The organism is Shewanella maritima, assembly GCF_004295345.1.
GTDB classification, from domain to species: Bacteria; Pseudomonadota; Gammaproteobacteria; order Enterobacterales; family Shewanellaceae; genus Shewanella; species Shewanella maritima.
This window is the reverse complement of sequence record NZ_CP036200.1, coordinates 2,896,836-2,916,536: the sequence shown is the minus strand read 5'-3', so window position 1 is coordinate 2,916,536 and position 19,701 is coordinate 2,896,836. Positions and strand designations below refer to the sequence as shown.

Genomic DNA, 19,701 nt, shown 5'->3' with positions numbered 1-19,701 from the left:
AATATGTCGTTGAAAAGGAAGTAGTATGCAAGTCAATCAAGATGACAGAATATCACCGAGTTCTCCATCAAGCAGCGGTAATAACCTCGCCTTAGTTATTGTTGCCATTGTGGTCATCGCAGTCGCAAGCTTTTTCTTCTTCTCCAGCGATGATGAGCAAAGCGCCCCGGAGCCTGTTGAGCCAACTCCCATTCAGTTACCTGAAATAGCACCAGAGCAGCCAATTGAGCAACAGCCGATTGAAGAAGTGATAGAGCCTGTTGACGAAGTGGTGCCACTTGGCGAGCCCGAAGTTGACGAACCTCAGATTACCGAGCCTCAAGAGCCAGAGCTACCTGCTCTGAGTGAATCAGATGACTTCTTAGCTCAGAAAACAGTCGAAGTCGCCGATGGTATGGACATTGCGCCACTGCTACTAAAAAAAGACTTAGCTCGCCAGTTTGTGGTGTTTGTTGATAACCTTGCTCAAGGTGAGTTAATCCGTAAAGCTAGCCCACTTAAAGGCCCTGAACGCCAGTTCATTGTGAGTGATGTCACCAACAAAACTTACCTAAACCCAGATAGCTACCGCCGCTATGATGTGTATGCAGACTTTATTAGTGAACTGGACCCACAAACGCTGGTAGCGACCTACAAACAAATCACGCCTTTATTTAACGATGCCTTTGACGAACTAGGCTATGGCGATCAACTCAGCTTTGATGAGCGCCTGCAGCAAGCCTTTAGCCAAATGCTAGATGCACCGATCATTGAAGACCCAATTGAGCTTTCGACCATTAGCGTTAACTATGAGTTTGTTGACCCTAACCTGGAAGCGCTGCCGAATGCACAAAAACTGATGATCCGCATGGGACCTGAAAATACCCGCAAGATTAAACAAGCAATTCGCACCCTGCGCTCACAGCTGAACTAACAGCCCTTAATAAAGCGCAGATTGCTCACGCTAATAAATACAAAGCCCGCAAATGCGGGCTTTCATTCTGATTACTAGCTTGAAACGCTACTTTGGCAAAGACACGTAACGCCCAGAGAATCTAGCGCAAACGTTACCATCACAACTAAGCTCTACCTCAAGATTAACTCGCAGGCGCTTACCTCGGCTCAATGCGCCAACATCAACACCACTAGGCCAACTAACCTTCGCCACGGGCTGAGCCGTCACTGGCGCTAAATATTTCACGTCGGCATCTGCCAGTACAATATCCCCGCCAACGCCAGCAAGACGTTGCTGCAGCCACACCATTCCCCAACCTGTAAGCGTCATCAGGGTATAGATGCTGCCCGCAAACATAGTTTGGTGCAGATTAATGTTGGGCGCTAATGGTGCAGTGACCGTTAGCAACTGAGTATCTTCCTGGTAACCCTGTGGCGTGACTTGCATGAACTGACTTAAAGGAATGGTTTGATGCCAGGTGTTGGTGAGCTCTGTCAGCGCTTGTTCAATCTGTAATGTCATAAGGTAATCAACTTAGCTTTGCTACGCCGTTAGATTAAAAGTCACCGGGCCATCATTGACTAAACTTACCTGCATATCAGCAGCAAAACTTCCGGTGGCAACTTCAATACCTTGAGCTCGACATTCAGCCACAAACGCTTGATATAAGTCTTTAGCTTGTTCTGGGGTCGCCGCTTTAGAAAAGCTCGGCCGTAGCCCACGAGTCGTATCAGCAGCTAATGTAAATTGCGATACCACCAACAACTTACCGCCAATCTGCTGCACATTAAGGTTCATCTTGCCATTTTCGTCACTAAATACCCGATACTTCAGCACCTTTGCTGCTAGCTTGCGCATACTCTCATGATCATCTTGCTTTTCTACCCCTAGCAGCACCAGCAGCCCCTGGTCGATGGCACCAATCAGCGATTGCTGAGCGCTGTCATCTTGATGAGTCCCATCAAGCTCAGTGCCAACGGCGACGCTGACACTTGCTTGTTTTACTCTTTGAATCAATGCAATCACAATTTTCCTTAAATATCTTGCGGGTGCTGCATCACAGGAACCGGTTTAATTAGCTCAGCAGCTTGCTCTGGGAATGACTTACCCACCTGGCGTAAACCTTCATCCGTCCAAATCATGAAGCGGCGTAATTCTTCAAGTTCAATTTGCTGAACAAAGGTTGCTGAGCTTTGCACCTGAATAATTGAGCCGTTCTTACGGATAAAGAACTTGGCAAAATTTAGCTTTTGATTTAACTGACCTATGGTCACCAGTAGCTCTTTACTACCGTGAAGCTGCGGATGAACCGCAAAAAAGCGGTTTGCCAGAATACGATCAACCCCTTTTTCATTCATACTCGCTTGAAGTACAAACTGCTGGTCACCAATTTGAATCGCCACGCGATTCGGACCAACCTTAGTCACCAAGTAATTTGCTTTTAGTAACGACTGATAAAGCTCGTCAGCAGCTTGCTCATTGGTCATACCGCTAAGGTTGATAGTACTTGGCACTTGATTTGCCACTGCTGCAGCTTCCGTGTCGGTTGACTCACCAGTGGCGCTACATGCTGTTAACCCTAAAATGCAGCTTGCCAATATCAGTTTTCTCATTGTTTTTCCTCATCTATTTATGCATTCCCCCAGCGCTCTAGAAACTGCATTAGGGGTTTATTTCGTCTAGTAAACTAACCACCTCATTGGTCGCTAGCTCTGTTGTGACCACACTTAGATGCCTCTCATCTTATATGGTTGCAATTGAATCAGCGCTGAACGAATCCTCAGTTCCAATCAGCGACTAGCATTTTGTTATTGACGCCTAACTGTTAGCTAATAGCTATTAACGTTTAGATGTTAGCGATAAGACTGCGCAGCTAAAACAAGTCTTGTCTGCTCGCCCGAATTACTCGGCAGCTTTGGCATCACCTGTCATAGCTTTATCAGATCCACTTCGTCCGGCTAAATATTCGGGTACAGATGCCGTGATTTCAGCGCCAAGCAGCACAATAAGCCAAGATAAATACACCCAAACAAACAAAATCGGTATAACCGCTAATGCCCCGTAAATCGCCTCATAACTTGGGAATTGGGTAACATAAAACGCAAACGCCTTTTTACCGCCTTCAAACAATGCTGCGGCGACAATGGCTCCAGAGAACGCATGCAAAAATTTAACCTTGCAGTTAGGTACTACCATATAAAGCAGCAAGATTGACGCTAACGAAAACAGCATAGGTAAACGCTCAACCAACCAGGTCACTACACCTGATAACTCTGAGCCAGCAAAGAATTTCAGCGACACCACGTAAGATGTGGCAGCCAGACTTGCGCCAACTAACACAGGGCCAAGTGTTAGCACCATCCAATACATAGAGAACGACACAACATATGGACGCTTTTCAGTGACCCGCCAAATACTATTTAACCCTTTATCTATAGCTGAAATCAGCATGATGGCGACCACACCTAACGCGACAATACCGACGAACGTCCCTTTAGACGCATTGGCGACAAACTCGTTAATGTATACCTGCACCGTATCACCTGCTGCAGGTAGAAAATTGTTGTAAATCAGATCTTCAATCTTCTCGCGCACGCCTCTAAATACCGGGAACGCCGACAACATCGACATCATTACTGCCACCATAGGCACAAGCGACAACAGAGTCACATACGCAAGGTGACCGGCACGAATGTTAATCTGATCTTCTTTTAGCCTTTGTTTGAGGTGAAGAAAAAACTGCCACAATCCCTGCCCTAGCTGGCGGTAGGCGGCAACATCAAACTTGTACGGCATACGAATCCTTTGTATTGATAAAGTGAATTAAACATTTGTAATCACTGGGTAACTTCGTACAATGTTATAACACAATTTGCACGACTATAGGGAGTTACTCCATGTCGCAACAAGGTTCTGCTGGTAATGTGCTGGCAGCTGTCGCAAGCATTTTCTGGCCAGGTCTAGGCCAATTACTACAAGGGCGTATTTTAGCGGCACTGATGTTCTTCGTGATCACTGTGGTTGGCTACTTCTTCTGGGTTCTGATTATCCCGGCAATCATCGGCGGTATTTTCCACCTATGGTCAATCATTGACGCAGCTAAGTTTCGCTCACCAACCAGTCAATAGTTAAGAGAGCATAATATGAAAAAATGGATTTCAGTGGCGCTAATTTCTAGCAGTTTACTTCTAGCAGGCTGCCAAAGTGCTTACTACGGCGCGATGGAAAAAGTCGGCTACCACAAGCGCGATATTATGGTTGACCGCGTTCAAGACGCAAAAGAATCTCAAGAAGAAGCCCAGGAGCAATTCAGCTCAGCCCTTGAAGAAATGCAAGCGCTCCTCGCCTTTGATGGTGGCGATTTAGAAGCCGCCTACAACAAAGCAAAAGACGAGTATGAATCAGCGCAATCAGCAGCTGATGATGTAAGCAGCCGTATTGGCAAAGTCGAAGATGTCGCTGAAGCACTATTTGATGAATGGGAAACTGAAATTCAAGAGATCAGCAAAGCCAGTTTGCGCCGTAATAGTACCAATAAACTTAATGAGACCAAACGCTCATACAATTCGCTGGTAAAAAGTATGCGCCGCGCAGAATCAAAAATGCCGCCAATCTTAACCGCCATGAAAGACAATATGCTGTACTTAAAACATAACCTTAATGCCCAGGCGATTGGCGCAATTAAAGGTGAATTTGCTAGCTTACAGACCGACATTTCTAGCCTAATTAAAGAAATGAATAAATCGATTGCTGAATCAAACAAGTTTATCGAGTCGATGGAAGGTAAAGGAAGTTAGTCCTGATTCAAACCTGATCACTTATTTATCCCAATTGGGATAAAACAAAACCGCAGCCAGCAAGCTGCGGTTTTTTGTTTACATAACAGTTTGATTAACGGCTAGCTAGCGTCTTAACACTGACTGGTATCAATCTCAATAAGCGGCGTATCACCTGCCGATTGAGGCTGCGAGTAGCGTACCTCACACTCGTTAGTTCCATAATCACCGTTTGGGCGAATACGCAGCCCTGGCCTGCTTGCCAGCGTATAGCTAGTAATTCTAAACTCACCGCCATCGCTTATATCAGCTATATTAATCGCCCGGGCAATACCCGCTTCAGTATGTCTTGGGTAGCCATAAGCAAGAGTGACCAGTTTATCTTGTACCAAAATACTGTTACCTAAGCCGTTTCCTGCAGCCGCTGGCGCGGTTTCATCACACTGAGAGCTCACCAAGCAGCCTGAGTGAACTAGGTCTTTTGCGCTTTTAATCGCCCCTGCACACCTTCAATGGCACTCTTATTGGCATCAGAGCTCAAATTAATGAACTTAGACGCAGCTACCACAGCAAGAATAGCCAGCACAATAATCACCACCACTAGCTCAATTAAGGTAAAGCCAGCTGCAGTTTTGCTTGTGCGAGTAAATGCCATAACGACTCCTTATTTTGGCAACAATAACTAGACAGAACTTGGAAAACGTAAGTTCCATAGAATACAGTAACTAAAACATAACACAGCGATAAACAAGTTAATATACAGCAAAGACTTAACTCGCTTTCACTGTGTAAATCCAGACAGACAGAAAAAAGCCCCGGCAAATGCCAGGGCTAATAGGAAGTCTCAACTCAGCTTATAGGCTGTAGTAAAGTTCAAATTCCATTGGGTGAGTAGTACGAGATACTTTCTCACATTCAGCAGACTTGATTTCAATGTAAGACTCGATGAAGTCTTTAGTGAAGACGCCACCTTTCATTAGGAACTCGTGGTCAGCTTCTAGGCTTTCCAGTGCGTTCTCTAGTGAAGTTGCAACTTGTGGGATCTCAGCTGCTTCTTCTGCTGGTAGGTCATATAAGTCTTTGTCCATTGCATCACCAGGGTGGATCTTGTTTTGGATACCGTCAAGACCAGCCATTAGCAATGCAGAGAATGCTAAGTATGGGTTAGCAGTTGGATCTGGGAAACGAGTTTCAATACGGCGCGCTTTCGGGCTTGGTACCACTGGGATACGGATTGAAGCACTACGGTTACGCGCAGAGTAAGCTAGCATTACTGGCGCTTCGAAGTGAGGAACTAGACGCTTGTACGAGTTAGTACTTGGGTTAGTGAATGCGTTTAGTGCGCGAGCGTGCTTGATGATACCACCGATGTAGTAAAGTGCAGTTTCACTTAGGCCAGCGTACTTATCACCAGAGAATAGGTTAACACCGTCTTTCGCTAGAGATTGGTGAACATGCATACCGCTACCGTTGTCGCCAACGATTGGCTTAGGCATAAAGGTTGCTGTTTTACCGTAAGCGTGTGCAGTGTTATGTACTACATACTTAAGGATTTGGATTTCATCAGCCTTGTTTGAAAGCGTGTTGAAACGAGTTGCGATTTCGTTTTGACCACCAGTAGCTACTTCATGGTGATGCGCTTCAACAACTTGACCCATTTCTTCAAGGATCAAACACATTGCGCTACGTAAATCTTGTGAAGAGTCAACTGGAGCAACTGGGAAGTAACCACCTTTAACGAAAGGACGGTGACCAGTGTTGCCATCTTCATAACTAGTAGATGAGTTCCAAGCTGCTTCTTTCGCATCAACTTTTACGAAAGTACCTGACATGTCAGTACCAAACTTAACATCGTCAAATAAGAAGAACTCTGGCTCAGGACCAATTAATACAGTGTCAGCAATACCCGTAGACTTTAGGTACTCTTCAGCTTTCTTAGCGATTGAACGTGGGTCACGCTCGTAGCCAGTCATAGTGCTTGGCTCAAGAATGTCACAACGGATAAGACCAGTGACTTCTTCAGTGAAAGGGTCAAGAAGGAATGAAGAAGGGTCAGGCATTAGCACCATGTCAGATTCGTTAATACCTTTCCAACCATTAATAGATGAACCATCAAACATCTTACCGTTTTCGAAGAAGTCTTCGTCAACTTGGTGTGAAGGAACAGAAACGTGCTGCTCTTTACCTTTAGTGTCGGTAAAACGTAAATCTACAAACTTTACTTCTAGTTCTTCAATTTGTTTTAGTATTGCTTCAACTGACATTATCAAGCCTCCAGTAGGGTGTAGGGTATTCCCCAAATGTAATCTTTTTAGTGCGATAAGCTGACTGTTTCAACTTATCTGGAATCGATTTCATAATTTGCACACTTTAAAGCGAGTATCATGCCAACATAATAAGATACTGAAATATATACCATTAAATTTACACAACTCACCACAATGCAGCGCATTGCACAATTCCAGTGCATCAATATGCGCCCATTTGGTGCAAAAGTCCATTTGTGTGCACCTTATTAAATCAGTCATCAAAATCGCATCACCAAACTGTCATCAGTTATGGAGTAAAATGCGCAAATATCTGCCAAGTCCCTGCCAAAAAAGGTTTATTTTTTGTAAAAAATTGAGTGTTCAAAAATAATCCTATCTACTGGAGTCACTCTAGAGTAGAATGGCACGCTTTTTTATGACAGCTATACTTGTGACAGCTGATTTTCGCTTGGTTTTTACCGTGCGAGTCACCTGACCTAAAGCTGCATTAAACTCATAATTTTTATTTGATGGTATAGAGGTTTTATCCGTGTTAGAGAATTTACGTAACATCGCCATTATTGCTCACGTTGACCATGGCAAAACGACCTTGGTAGACAAGCTATTGGCTCAATCAGGCACCCTTGAAAGCCGAGGCGAAGCCGAAGAACGTGTAATGGATTCTAACGATCTTGAAAAAGAGCGTGGTATCACCATTCTGGCAAAGAATACTGCCATCAAATGGAACGACTATCGCATTAACATCGTAGATACTCCAGGCCACGCCGACTTTGGCGGTGAGGTTGAACGTGTACTTTCTATGGTTGATTCAGTACTACTGCTGGTTGACGCTGTTGACGGTCCAATGCCGCAAACGCGCTTTGTAACGAAAAAAGCATTCGCTCAAGGCCTAAAGCCAATCGTTGTTATCAACAAGATTGACCGTCCAGGCGCACGTCCTGACTGGGTTATCGACCAAGTATTCGACCTATTCGACAACTTAGGCGCAACTGACGAACAGTTAGACTTCCCAATTGTTTACGCATCTGCACTAAACGGTTTCGCAAGCTTAGATCCAGATGAGACTAGCGAAGACATGACGCCACTGTTCCAGTCAATCGTAGAAAAAGTTTCTTCACCAGATGCTGACGCTGAAGGTGAGTTCCAAATGCAGATCACCCAGCTTGACTATAACTCTTATGTAGGTGTTATCGGTGTAGGCCGTATCAAGCGCGGTAGCGTTAAAGTAAACCAACAGGTAACTGTTGTTGGTGCTGACGGCAAAACTCGTAACGGTAAAGTCGGTCAGGTACTTGGTTACATGGGTCTAGACCGTCACGAAGTTGCTGAAGCTAACGCGGGTGACATTGTGGCAATTACTGGTCTAGGTAACCTACAAATCTCAGACACTGTTTGTGGTGTTAACCAGGTTGAAGCACTGCCTGCACTATCTGTAGATGAGCCAACACTCACCATGACCTTCCAAGTAAACACTTCTCCGTTTGCTGGTAAAGAAGGTAAGTATGTTACTTCACGTAATATTCTTGAACGTCTAGAGCAAGAGCTGGTTCACAACGTAGCACTACGCGTTGAAGAAACTGACTCACCAGACCGTTTCCGCGTATCAGGCCGTGGTGAGCTTCACCTAGGTATCTTGATTGAGAATATGCGCCGTGAAGGTTACGAGCTAGCAGTATCGCGCCCAGAAGTTATCACCAAAGAAATCGACGGTGAAATGTGCGAGCCATACGAAACCCTAACGGTTGACGTAGAAGAAGATCACCAAGGTACTGTGATTGAAAAATTAGGTATCCGTAAAGGTGATATGAAAGATCTACAACTTGATGGTAAAGGTCGCGTGCGTATCGACTTTATCATTCCAAGCCGTGGTCTAATCGGTTTCCAAACTGAGTTCATGACAGCGACGTCTGGTACTGGTCTTATCTACCACTCATTCGATCACTATGGCCCAGTAAAAGGCGGTGACATCGGTCAACGTCAAAACGGTGTGCTTATCTCGAATGCAACCGGTAAAGCACTAACATTCGCACTATTTGGTCTGCAAGACCGTGGTCGCCTAATGATTGGTCACGCTGCAGAAGTATATGAAGGCCAAGTCATTGGTATTCATGCTCGCGCTAACGACCTTACAGTTAACTGTTTGAAAGGTAAGCAGCTAACCAACATGCGTGCATCAGGTACTGACGAAGCGCAGGTACTGACTCCACACATCCAAATGACGCTTGAGCAAGCGCTTGAGTTCATCGACGATGACGAGCTAGTAGAAGTAACACCTGAGAACATCCGTGTTCGTAAGAAGCTACTGACTGAAAGCGAGCGTAAACGCGCTAGCCGCGAGCCAAAGTAATTAACCCAGTTAATTATTCGCTTATTAAGCCCGCATTATGCGGGCTTTTTGTTGGCTTAGTTTTTACTAACTTAACTTCCAAGACTCGAAACCCTTAGAGGTACTGTGCTTACTTTTAACATGCTCAATGCTAAACACTAGGCATTGGCCGCAATGGCTGATTTTTAATCGAGAAAGCGCTAATATAGACCTGAGAGCATCAACTTAGGACAGACTATGCGACTTCTACTATTAATCAGCTTAATCACAATTAGCCTTAGCAGTGTTGCCGCCGTATACCGATGGGTAGATGAAAATGGCAAGGTTCACTATTCTGACGAGCCGAGAGAAAATGCCACCGAAGTCCAGCTAAACGACAATACCCAAAACAATATTACCGTGGTGCAGCCCACACCTATCACCCGCTCCACCAAACCAAGTCCAGGTGCACAGCCAAACTACAAAGTCGTTATCGCCTCCCCTGCCGAGGAAGCCACGATTCGTGACAATAACGGTAATATTACGGTCACCGCTAATATTGAGCCTAAATTACCTAAAGGCGCATTTTTCACTCTGTCACTCAATGGCCAGCTAAAAGTGCAGCCGCAAACCTCAAGCATTTTCCGCCTAACCAATATTGATCGCGGCGCACATACCATTGTGGTGAATGTCGTGACCCAAAACGGCAAAGTCCTTGCATCTAGTCCAGCTAGAACTGTTTTTCTGCATCGGGCATCAGTTATCGGTCGTGGTTAACAAATTAAAGATCTCTTTTTAAATCTTTAATTTCATATAGTTAAGCCAGAAAACCTCAGATAATGATTTAAATTCATGTCCGGTGAAGTCAGTTGCGCGACGCACCAAGTTGGTGCACCATAGTGGTGCAACCCAATAAATGGACGATGAATGGACAGCCAAAATCTACTCAATCACCTAGTTACCGCCGTCTTGGTCATTGATAAGGACTTAAAGCCTTGCTATGCCAATGCTGCGGCTGAGCAGCTGTTAGGGATCAGCCAGCATAAGTTACTGGAGTTATCGCTCCCTGAGCACTATCAGCTGATGGGCGTAGAAAGCCAAATATTGATTGATGCAGTAGACTCCAGCCAGGGGCTTACCGTTAATACCGCGCCACTTATTACCCTTGATGGCCAGCATCACACCATAGATTTAACCTTAATCCCATTAGAGGACGAGCGTCATTTAAGCTTGCTTGAATTGCGCCAAGTCGATCAGCAACGACGCATTCATCAGCAGCTTAACCAAGATGCCCAGCAACAAGCAGCACAGTTTTTAGTGCGTAACCTGGCCCATGAAATCAAGAACCCATTGGGAGGCCTTCGCGGCGCAGCGCAATTACTTTCACGAGAGCTAAAGTCTCCTGACTTAAAAGAATTTACCAGCTTGATTATTGAGCAAGCTGACCGTATGCGCAGCCTGGTTGACCGCTTACTCGGCCCTCAGCGCCCAACAGAGCATACTCAACACAATATTCATGAAGTGATCCAAAAGGTGATGGCACTGGTTGAGTTTACCCTACCAAATAATGTCACCTTGAGCCGCGACTATGACCCGTCGATTCCCGACATCGCCATGGACGCAGATCAGATGCAGCAAGCAGTGCTCAACATAGTGCAAAACGCCATTCAAGCGCTCGAAAGCAGTGGTGGCGACATAGTGATTAAAACCCGTACCCAGCACCAAATCACCATAGGTAACAAACGCCATAAGCTCGTGCTAACGCTGTCAATTATCGACAATGGCCCTGGTATTCCGCCAGAGCTAATGGACACCTTGTTTTACCCTATGGTTACAGGTAGAGAAGATGGCTCAGGCTTAGGGCTATCGATTGCGCACAACATTGCACGCCTACACGATGGCCGAGTTGACTGCACATCTGCGCCAGGGCACACAGAGTTTACTATTACCCTACCTTTGCAAGCTGGCAACACTTGCTAAAGTAACCCGAGATTTTGAGGAAGTAGAATGAATATCAGCGAAAAAGTATGGATCCTCGATGACGATAGCTCGATACGTTGGGTACTTGAAAAAGCCCTAAAAGGCGCACGAATCACGACAGCAAGCTTTGCCGCAGCAGAGTCGCTTTGGCAAGCGCTTGAGTCATCACAGCCACAAGTGATCGTTTCTGATATTCGTATGCCAGGCACAGATGGGTTAACCCTGCTTGAGCGCCTGCAGATGCATTACCCACATATTCCAGTGATCATCATGACAGCGCATTCCGATCTCGATAGCGCAGTCAGTGCCTATCAAGCTGGTGCATTTGAATACCTGCCAAAACCTTTTGATATTGACGAAGCCATTGCCTTAGTCGAGCGCGCACTAACTCATGCCAATGAGCAAACGCCGACTAGCGACCCTGACGAGACGGTAGTCAAAGCGCCAGAGATCATTGGTGAAGCGCCAGCAATGCAAGAAGTGTTTCGCGCCATTGGCCGCCTATCGCGCTCATCAATAAGCGTGCTGATTAATGGCCAATCCGGTACAGGTAAAGAGTTAGTTGCAGGCGCACTGCATAAACATAGCCCGCGCAAAGACAAACCCTTTATTGCCCTTAATATGGCGGCAATTCCAAAAGATTTGATTGAATCAGAGTTATTTGGCCATGAAAAAGGTGCATTTACCGGGGCAGGTAACGTGCGTCAGGGCAGATTCGAGCAAGCAAATGGTGGCACGCTATTTTTAGATGAAATTGGCGACATGCCGCTTGATGTGCAGACTCGACTATTGAGGGTATTAGCGGACGGTCAGTTTTATCGCGTCGGCGGCCATCAAGGCGTACAAGTGGACGTGCGCATTATCGCCGCCACCCATCAAAACCTTGAGAATCTGGTACAAAAAGGCGAGTTTCGTGAAGATTTGTTCCACCGTTTAAATGTAATTCGTGTTCACCTGCCACCACTTTCCCAGCGCCGTGAAGATATTCCACAGTTGGCAAGTCACTTCTTAACCTCAGCCGCCCAGGAAATTGGCGTTGAAACCAAAATTCTTACCAAAGAAACCGCTACTAAACTGTCGCAACTACCTTGGCCGGGCAATGTAAGGCAACTTGAAAACACTTGCCGTTGGCTAACGGTCATGGCATCAGGGCAAGAGATTTTACCGCAAGACTTACCACCAGAATTGCTAGAAGACAAAACAAACCCAAGCCATGCGCCCGTGGAGCACGGCAGTTGGCAGTCGGCGTTAGCGGCATTGGTTGATGAAAAACTCTCGGCTGGTGAGTCTGATCTACTCACTGACATTCAACCCGCATTCGAGCGCACCTTGTTAGAAACCGCCCTAAAACACACTCAGGGTCACAAACAAGAAGCGGCTAAGCGCCTTGGCTGGGGCCGAAATACCTTAACTCGTAAGCTCAAAGAACTGGCAATGGACTAGCAGTGATGAAGTTAGGCAATCAAGTCATTATCGTTATGGGTGTCAGCGGCAGTGGCAAATCAACTTATGCTCAAAGGCTCGCGCAACACTGTCAGGCAAAGTTTATTGATGGTGACGACCTACACCCTAGAGCTAACATCGACAAGATGACGGCTGGCACGCCGCTTACTGATCAAGACCGCAAGGAATGGCTAACTCGCATCAACGATGCCGTTTACAGTTTGCAGCATAAAAACGAGTCAGGGGTAATTGTGTGTTCAGCGCTCAAACAAGCCTATCGCGAGCAAATTAGGCTTAATAATCAGCCGTTATTGTTACTCTACCTAAAAGCCGACAAGCTACTGATTGAAAAGCGCCTTACAGAGCGGCAAGGGCACTTCATGAAATCTAGCATGTTAGCAAGCCAGTTTGCCACACTAGAGTCGCCAGAGGCTGAAGCGCTAACGATAACCGTTAGCGCTGACTTACCTACTGGTGAGCAAATACAGGTAACACTAGAGGCGATAGCTAAACTAACCTAAGCTCAGGTTAACTAACGATTAATCCACAAGAATGCGGCAATATCCCTAGCTGCGTGAGCCTAATACTCTCGCGTGATCAGTTGAATAATTGAGAATACTGCCCCTTGTGGGTCATTAATGACCGCGAAACGGCCCACTTGCGGAATGTCGGTTGGCGGCACACACACTTTGCCGCCTATCTCAGCCGCTCTAGCGGCCATGGCATCACAGTCATCCACATCAAAATAACTCATCCAATGGGTTGGCATATCGCCCCACTCTTCTGTCATCGCCATCATACCGCCAATAGGCGTGTCTTTTGCGTGCCACTCGGTATATTCAAAATCAACACTATCATTAAGCTTGGTGTTTAACCCTAACGCCTGACTATAGAACTGTTTCTCAACACCGGTGTCAGAACAGGCCAGCTCCACCCAGCACAGAGTATTTGCCATTTGCCTATGTTGAATACCTGAATGTTCCATGGCCTGCCACACTGCAAAGCTCGCGCCTTCTGGGTCAAGAAACACAGCCATACGCCCTGCATCACCGACATTATGCGGCCCAATAACCAGCTGACCTCCAGCTTGTTTGACGCGCTCAATGGTTTCATCAACATTATCGACTGCAAAGTAGATGGTCCAATGGCTTGGGGTGTCTTTAGCTATCTCTGCCGACATTTGATACATGGCCGCCACATCACCGCCATCTATCTGCATTGTGGTGTAATGACCATCAGGCGTTTCCATATCGACAAGTTGCCAGTTAAATAGTTGCTGATAAAACGACTTTCCCGCTTGCCAATCATGGGATGCAAGCTCAACCCAACATGGCTGGCCTTGAATATATGACTCAACTTTCATCAACCTCTCCTTAGGTAACTTGAAATCTGGCTACATAACCTGAAATCACCGAGTGAAATAGCGCGATTAAACTACGTATACAAACAAGCTAAACATAGACTAATTTACCCATTTTAGCAGTCAACTTTCATCGTCAATTCTTATGTTATTATGTCTGCAGACAGTAAAGAATCCACCTTTTGAAAAAGGTGGGTTTCAATTATTTAGTATTCTCAATAGCATCTATAAGTAATGATATTTAAAGCCTTTGAAAACATGGATGTTTTCGTTGAGCCCACAAGGATGTGCTTGCTGCGTGCTTTAAATATCATTACATAGCAGGCTCAACCTAAACATGTCATGTAAACAAAAATACAAGCAAAGCCTATACGATGATAACCTAATGAAGTAGGTGGCTTGGGAAAACAAAAAAGGCCTTCCGTAGAAGACCTTTACTATTCATACAAATCTGTAAATTCGCTATTTGTATACTGGCAAAATATCCGCCATCGCTAACAAGTGGCACGCAGCCGTAATCACACCAAAGGCAATCACTAGCCAGATAATGCCATTACCACCTGGCACCTTAAAGCCGTCGCTATTTGGATACAGTTTACGTACCTTGTATGCCAATAACCCCGGCACAATAACCGCCCAAATAGTTGCTGCCAACGCGGCAAAACCAATCGCAATCAAAAAGCCATTAGGAAACAGTAAGCCTAGAATGGTTGGTGGAATGAAGGTCACAGCCGCGGTTTTAGCACGGCCTGTTGCTGAATCATCAAAACCGAATAAATCCGCTAAGAAGTCAAACAAACCAAGAGTTACACCAAGGAATGAAGACGCCACAGCTAGGTTTGCAAACAAGGTAAGTAAGTTATTCAACCAAGTGCTTTCAATCACATCAGACAGCGCAGCAACTAGCACGCCCATGTTACCGCCTTTAGCGATAATATCAGGGAAAATACTACGGTCGATATTGCCCATAGTGGCGACTAACCAACACACATAAATCAGCAAGGCGATACCGGTACCAATAAATATCGCCTTAGTGATCTTAGCACCATCTTTACCATAATATTTAACTAGGCTTGGCACGTTACCGTGATAACCAAAGCTAGTTAAACCAAACGGTAAAGCGGCCAACATAAAGGGGAGATAACTTGCTTGAGAATCACTTTGCGCAAGCTTGCTAAAGTCTACTTCAATGAGCAGATTACCAATCGCCAGGAAAAAGGTAATCACCATACCACCAAGCATAACGGTGGTAATTCGATCGACTGCTTTAGTACTGATAACAACAATTGCAGCCAATACCAAAGCAAACACAAGACCTGCGACACTTTGCGGCAATTCAACACCGATTGAATTTAGGCTGTGATTGACAATGGACCCGCCGCCACTGATGTAAGCGTACGACAAGATATACAACACAAACGCGATAGACAAGCCATTGACCACTCGCCAAAATTGCCCAAGAGTCTCTTTGGTCAGCGTGTCAAAGCTCGCACCAGGCTTAAAATGCAAATTAGCTTCAAGCAAATACAAGCCAGACATCAGCATGCAAAACCAAATGCCAACAAGCATGACCAATGACCAACCAAACCACATACCAGCGCCCACAACTGGCAGAGAAAACATACCCGCGCCAACTGTGGTGCCTGCAATAATCATTGCACCACCGAGTAGCGATTTAGCTTGTGGGCTAGCCGTTTGGCCACCTTCGTGTTGAATTGTCATTGAGTTTAACCGTGCTCCGCAGCAACGCTGTCTACAATTGTTTGTTTTACCGATGAGCGCTGTAATTGATTGACATGCTCACGAATTCGAATCACATCTTCATTAGCTTGCTCTGCACTCAAATAACCAAGATCTTTAAGCTTCACGCTTAGGGTGTTGTACAATTTCTTGTCATAGAATTCAGGTGCCGTTACCCCATGTAACTTACCTAAACGCTGCGCAAGTTGGTAGCTGTCGCTTTCGAGTTCACTGCGCTCAAGATCAGGTTTAATGGCAAGCAAATTGAAAATGATTGCGTAACGTTGCATGGTTTCGCTGACAGTTTCAGCAAGCAGGTTTAACTGTGTGACGTGTGCCTCATTGACTTTAAACAGCTCTGTGCCATCTATTAACTGCTCTGCTGTCATTAGCGCCAAAATGTTATCAATGTAAGCATCAAGATCATCGATATTCATAAACAGCTCAGCTTTCAATAGCGGATATAAATCCGCCACAATCGCTTTTATTTGCTCACGCTTACAATTTTCGATATAAACCAGGCAACTGGCGATAAGTGAAGGCACAATCAACAGGTGAATGATGTTGTTGCGATAGTAGCTCATGGTGATACTTGTTTGCTCATCAAGTGAGATAATCTCACCCATGGTGTCTTTTTCAGAGACAAACTTATTCAGCGCTAATCCTTGGTCGATAACCGAAGCGCCATCACCGTCCACCACAGAGGTGTAGCCTGTGTATGGCACCTTGTTGAGTAGATTGAGATAAAGATTTAACTGCTTCTCTAGCTGGCTGCGCTCTAGTGCATTTTGCTCAGTCGCCAGTAACGCTAGACTACCTAAAGTGACGGCAGAAACCGCCGCGGCGCCGTTAATATTGGTCATCACGCGATTGGCTAAATCATTGACGGCTGGTGTTAACCAGCTTGGCTTTTGCTCTTTATCTTTTGCCATTTCTTCGCGCCAATCAGGTGATTGCTGAGTTAAGAAATTTTGCAGGTTAATTGGCTCACCGAAGTTAACATAGCCATGGCCAAAGTTACCCAGTTTGCGGATAATGCCGAATACTTGCCAAACCGACTCTTTCTTTTTCTTCTTGCCGCTTAGCTCTTTATGATAAGTCGCCACTTCCATCACGTGGTCGTAACCCAGATAAACTGGTACTAGCGTGACAGGTCTTTCAATGCCGCGCAGCACACTGTTAACTGTCATCGCCAACATACCGGTTTTTGGTGCTAGCAAGCGCCCGGTGCGTGAACGACCACCTTCGGTGAAGTACTCTACAGAGTAGCCCTTGGTAAACAGCTGATCTAAATACTCACGAAATACTGCGGTGTATAACTTGTTTCCGTTAAAGCTGCGGCGAATGAAGAAGGCGCCGCCGCGGCGGAACATAGGTCCTGCTGGCCAGAAGTTAAGGTTAATACCTGCAGCAATATGCGGCGGTACCATACCTTGATAGTAAAGGATGTACGACAGCAGCAAGTAGTCCATGTGGCTGCGGTGACAAGGTACATACACAATCTCGTGGCCGTCATGGTGTAATTGGCGAACTTGCTCAGCGCCGCGAATTTTAATGCCACTGTAGAGCTTATTCCACAGCCAGGTTAAAAAGCGCTCAGCGATACGAATTAAACTGTCTGAATAATCTGCCGCTATCTCATCAATATATTTAACCGCAGTTTCCTTTGCCTTCTCCTCTGATACTTTCTTGTTGGCAGCCTCTTCCTTAATCGCTTTTTGTACCGCTTCAGACTTCAGTAATGAGTCAAACAATGAGTTACGATTTGGCAGCTGTGGCCCGGTCATCACCTTGCGTTGACGACCAAAGTGTACCCGAGCAACACGGGTAAGCTTTTGCGCGATGGCTTTATCACTGCCATGCTCATCTGCCATAAATCTAAGTGATACAGCATTTGAGAACTGCACGAAGTTATGACGACCTAAAAACATAATCATCAGCCACTTGCGTAACCAGGTTGGACTCTGACGCTCTAGTACTGCCGCTTTCATGGTGTCATCTTCTTTGCCCGGCGTACGCCCCCAATACAGGCTCACTGGCACCAGCTGAATATCTAATTCAGGACGCTGGCGGTGCACAGTTAACAGATTGGTAAAATAGCTCAGGAACTTGTCACCACTTTCTCGGCGACCAAAAATCGGCTTACGTCCTTCAAGGCAAACAATCCTAGGCACCGTCAAACCGTCAATTTCTAGCGGCTCATAGGGGCTTGGCATACCAAAGCCTGAGGTGATTTCACTTAATGCAGCGGTGTCGCTAATCGACTCCGTCTTCATCACGTAAACAATGGGCTTATCTTTATCGAGATTTAAGTCATCAAAAGGATCTTCAGGAACAACAATCGTGTGTACCATCCACTTTTGAACCCAGCGCAACGCGCGTAATACTAGCGAATCTGGTTTTGACATAGTTGTGATTATGAATTCTACGGACAAATAATGCCGCATAGGATAACAGAATATCGTCGGCTAACACTATGAGTTATCAATCGTTAATCAAACCACCAGCACACAGTAGTTTTCAGAGCACACTGACTCAGAGTTCGCTAACTCACTAATAGCCTTTCGAAAAAATAATATTGGTTAATACTTGCACGAACCCAAACACTGTATATAATGACAGTCACTGTATAAAAAAACAGGATTCAACATGAGACCATTAACGCCGCGCCAAGCAGAAATTTTAGAGCTAATTAAAACCAATATTGCAGAAACTGGCATGCCACCTACTCGTGCAGAGATTGCCAAGCGTCTTGGGTTTAAAAGTGCCAACGCTGCTGAGGAGCACTTAAAAGCGTTAGCTCGTAAAGGCTGTATTGAAATCATGCCTGGTACATCTCGCGGTATTCGCCTCCCTCAAGACGAAGAAGCGCAAAACGATGGTCTGCCGTTAATTGGTCAAGTTGCTGCGGGGGAACCGATTTTGGCGCAGGAACATGTTGAACAGCATTACCAAGTTGACCCAGATATGTTTAAACCTTCTGCTGACTTTTTACTACGCGTGCGCGGCGACAGTATGAAAGACATTGGTATTTTAGAAGGCGACTTACTTGCGGTGCATAAGATGCAACAAGCAAGAAATGGTCAAGTGGTTGTCGCTCGTGTTGAAGATGATGTCACAGTAAAACGTTTTGAAAAGAAAGGTAATACAGTACTGCTACATGCTGAGAATGAAGACTACTCTCCAATCAAGGTCGACTTAACCTGTGAGAGCTTAACCATCGAAGGCTTAGCGGTTGGTGTGATTAGAAATGGAGATTGGTCATGAATAACTTAATGGGAAATTCACCTCGCCACCCTGGTATGTGGACTGATAGCTCAACAAGCTGCACCGATCTTCAAGTACAACCTAGCATTAATACTGTGCGCTCAAACACTCAAGGTGAGCAGGAGCTAAAAGCCCTTGCACCACAACTTGCTACGCTGAGTTTTCAAGGTCGCTGGATTGTACTTATCAATCCTCCACATATTAGCTACAAACAACTGCTTGCTAACGCAGGCGTCCGCACTGACCGGGTATTGTTGGTGCATGCAAAAGATGAAATTGAAACCCTCTGGGCCACTGAAAAAGCCCTTACCAGTGGTACATCTAGCGCGGTCGTTAGCTGGACCAGCAATCTAGATGACCGCGACAGTCGCCGTCTGCAACTGGTAGCAAAAAGTGCTCGCGCGCTTGGTCTAGTTATCCAGGAGCAACAAGCAAGCGAACATGCTAATCAAGCTGTTAACCCAGCAAGTATCACTGGCAAAATGAATAATTTCGCAGCAATTCATTAATTTTTTATTGCGAATAGAACTCAAGCCCTGCCACAGTTGCAGGGCTTTTTGTTGCTTTTTTTAAGCCATTTTTCAAGCTATTACCGACAAAAGTGATCTTGATCAATATTTAAACTG

The 19,701-nt window shown here is 45.6% G+C and carries 20 protein-coding genes; 10 read left to right on the top strand and 10 right to left on the bottom strand.

The window, feature by feature from the left end:
* The first annotated feature begins 25 nt into the window (after positions 1–25).
* Complete coding sequence (locus EXU30_RS12535) at positions 26–913, top strand: DUF3014 domain-containing protein (RefSeq protein WP_130600541.1); 888 nt, start codon at positions 26–28, stop codon at positions 911–913.
* A gap of 87 nt (positions 914–1,000) precedes the next feature.
* Here EXU30_RS12535 and EXU30_RS12530 read toward each other — a convergent pair whose 3' ends face one another.
* The 4 genes from EXU30_RS12530 to EXU30_RS12515 all read right to left on the bottom strand — a co-directional run bounded on the left by EXU30_RS12530 (position 1,001) and on the right by EXU30_RS12515 (position 3,730).
* Positions 1,001–1,456 (bottom strand): thioesterase domain-containing protein, encoded by a 456-nt coding sequence (locus EXU30_RS12530; RefSeq protein ID WP_130600539.1) that lies wholly within the window; start codon positions 1,454–1,456, stop codon positions 1,001–1,003.
* Positions 1,457–1,477: 21 nt separating this feature from the next.
* Complete coding sequence (dtd, locus tag EXU30_RS12525; RefSeq protein WP_130600537.1) at positions 1,478–1,960, bottom strand: D-aminoacyl-tRNA deacylase; 483 nt, start codon at positions 1,958–1,960, stop codon at positions 1,478–1,480.
* 8 nt (positions 1,961–1,968) lie between these two features.
* A complete protein-coding gene (locus EXU30_RS12520; protein ID WP_130600535.1) occupies positions 1,969–2,547 on the bottom strand; it encodes a hypothetical protein in 579 nt (192 codons plus the stop codon).
* Between the two features lie 289 nt (positions 2,548–2,836).
* A complete protein-coding gene (locus EXU30_RS12515; protein ID WP_130600533.1) occupies positions 2,837–3,730 on the bottom strand; it encodes a virulence factor BrkB family protein in 894 nt (297 codons plus the stop codon).
* 101 nt (positions 3,731–3,831) lie between these two features.
* On the opposite strand from EXU30_RS12515, the gene EXU30_RS12510 reads away from it, so the two are divergent.
* Both EXU30_RS12510 and EXU30_RS12505 read left to right on the top strand, forming a co-directional pair.
* A complete protein-coding gene (locus tag EXU30_RS12510; protein WP_130600531.1) occupies positions 3,832–4,062 on the top strand; it encodes a hypothetical protein in 231 nt (76 codons plus the stop codon).
* A gap of 15 nt (positions 4,063–4,077) precedes the next feature.
* A complete protein-coding gene (locus EXU30_RS12505) occupies positions 4,078–4,731 on the top strand; it encodes a DUF2959 domain-containing protein (RefSeq protein ID WP_130600529.1) in 654 nt (217 codons plus the stop codon).
* Between the two features lie 113 nt (positions 4,732–4,844).
* Here EXU30_RS12505 and EXU30_RS12500 read toward each other — a convergent pair whose 3' ends face one another.
* The 3 genes from EXU30_RS12500 to glnA form a co-directional block, all read right to left on the bottom strand.
* Positions 4,845–5,165, bottom strand: a complete 321-nt coding sequence (locus tag EXU30_RS12500; protein WP_130600527.1) for a hypothetical protein — start codon at positions 5,163–5,165, stop codon at positions 4,845–4,847.
* Between the two features lie 17 nt (positions 5,166–5,182).
* Entirely contained in the window at positions 5,183–5,365 is a 183-nt protein-coding gene (locus tag EXU30_RS12495; RefSeq protein ID WP_130600525.1) for a type II secretion system protein, read from the bottom strand.
* 199 nt (positions 5,366–5,564) lie between these two features.
* Positions 5,565–6,974 (bottom strand): glutamate--ammonia ligase, encoded by a 1,410-nt coding sequence (glnA, locus tag EXU30_RS12490; RefSeq protein ID WP_130600517.1) that lies wholly within the window; start codon positions 6,972–6,974, stop codon positions 5,565–5,567.
* Positions 6,975–7,509: 535 nt separating this feature from the next.
* Between glnA and typA the strand changes: the two genes are divergently transcribed.
* The 5 genes from typA to EXU30_RS12465 all read left to right on the top strand — a co-directional run bounded on the left by typA (position 7,510) and on the right by EXU30_RS12465 (position 13,229).
* Positions 7,510–9,327 (top strand): translational GTPase TypA, encoded by a 1,818-nt coding sequence (typA, locus tag EXU30_RS12485; protein ID WP_130600515.1) that lies wholly within the window; start codon positions 7,510–7,512, stop codon positions 9,325–9,327.
* A gap of 216 nt (positions 9,328–9,543) precedes the next feature.
* The gene (locus tag EXU30_RS12480) at positions 9,544–10,062 is read left to right on the top strand and encodes a DUF4124 domain-containing protein (RefSeq protein ID WP_130600513.1); all 519 of its coding nucleotides are present in this window, start codon (positions 9,544–9,546) and stop codon (positions 10,060–10,062) included.
* Positions 10,063–10,212: 150 nt separating this feature from the next.
* The gene (gene glnL / locus EXU30_RS12475) at positions 10,213–11,265 is read left to right on the top strand and encodes a nitrogen regulation protein NR(II) (RefSeq protein ID WP_130600511.1); all 1,053 of its coding nucleotides are present in this window, start codon (positions 10,213–10,215) and stop codon (positions 11,263–11,265) included.
* A gap of 27 nt (positions 11,266–11,292) precedes the next feature.
* On the top strand, positions 11,293–12,708 hold the full coding sequence (gene glnG / locus EXU30_RS12470; protein ID WP_130600509.1) for a nitrogen regulation protein NR(I): 1,416 nt from the start codon (positions 11,293–11,295) through the stop codon (positions 12,706–12,708).
* Positions 12,709–12,713: 5 nt separating this feature from the next.
* The gene (locus EXU30_RS12465; RefSeq protein ID WP_242620412.1) at positions 12,714–13,229 is read left to right on the top strand and encodes a gluconokinase; all 516 of its coding nucleotides are present in this window, start codon (positions 12,714–12,716) and stop codon (positions 13,227–13,229) included.
* 59 nt (positions 13,230–13,288) lie between these two features.
* Here the strand turns inward: EXU30_RS12465 and EXU30_RS12460 are convergent, their stop codons facing one another.
* The 3 genes from EXU30_RS12460 to plsB all read right to left on the bottom strand — a co-directional run bounded on the left by EXU30_RS12460 (position 13,289) and on the right by plsB (position 18,216).
* Positions 13,289–14,071, bottom strand: a complete 783-nt coding sequence (locus tag EXU30_RS12460; protein WP_130600507.1) for a VOC family protein — start codon at positions 14,069–14,071, stop codon at positions 13,289–13,291.
* A gap of 459 nt (positions 14,072–14,530) precedes the next feature.
* Positions 14,531–15,790, bottom strand: coding sequence for a tryptophan permease (gene mtr / locus EXU30_RS12455; RefSeq protein WP_130600505.1), 1,260 nt, complete (start codon positions 15,788–15,790; stop codon positions 14,531–14,533).
* A gap of 5 nt (positions 15,791–15,795) precedes the next feature.
* Complete coding sequence (gene plsB / locus EXU30_RS12450) at positions 15,796–18,216, bottom strand: glycerol-3-phosphate 1-O-acyltransferase PlsB (RefSeq protein WP_130600503.1); 2,421 nt, start codon at positions 18,214–18,216, stop codon at positions 15,796–15,798.
* 241 nt (positions 18,217–18,457) lie between these two features.
* Here plsB and lexA point away from each other — a divergent pair, with 241 nt between their 5' ends.
* Together lexA and EXU30_RS12440 are read left to right on the top strand one after the other, a co-directional pair.
* On the top strand, positions 18,458–19,075 hold the full coding sequence (gene lexA / locus EXU30_RS12445; RefSeq protein WP_130600501.1) for a transcriptional repressor LexA: 618 nt from the start codon (positions 18,458–18,460) through the stop codon (positions 19,073–19,075).
* Positions 19,072–19,584, top strand: coding sequence for a SulA-like leucine-rich domain-containing protein (locus tag EXU30_RS12440; RefSeq protein ID WP_130600499.1), 513 nt, complete (start codon positions 19,072–19,074; stop codon positions 19,582–19,584). The genes lexA and EXU30_RS12440 overlap by 4 nt, the downstream gene beginning before the upstream one ends.
* Positions 19,585–19,701: the final 117 nt, after the last annotated feature.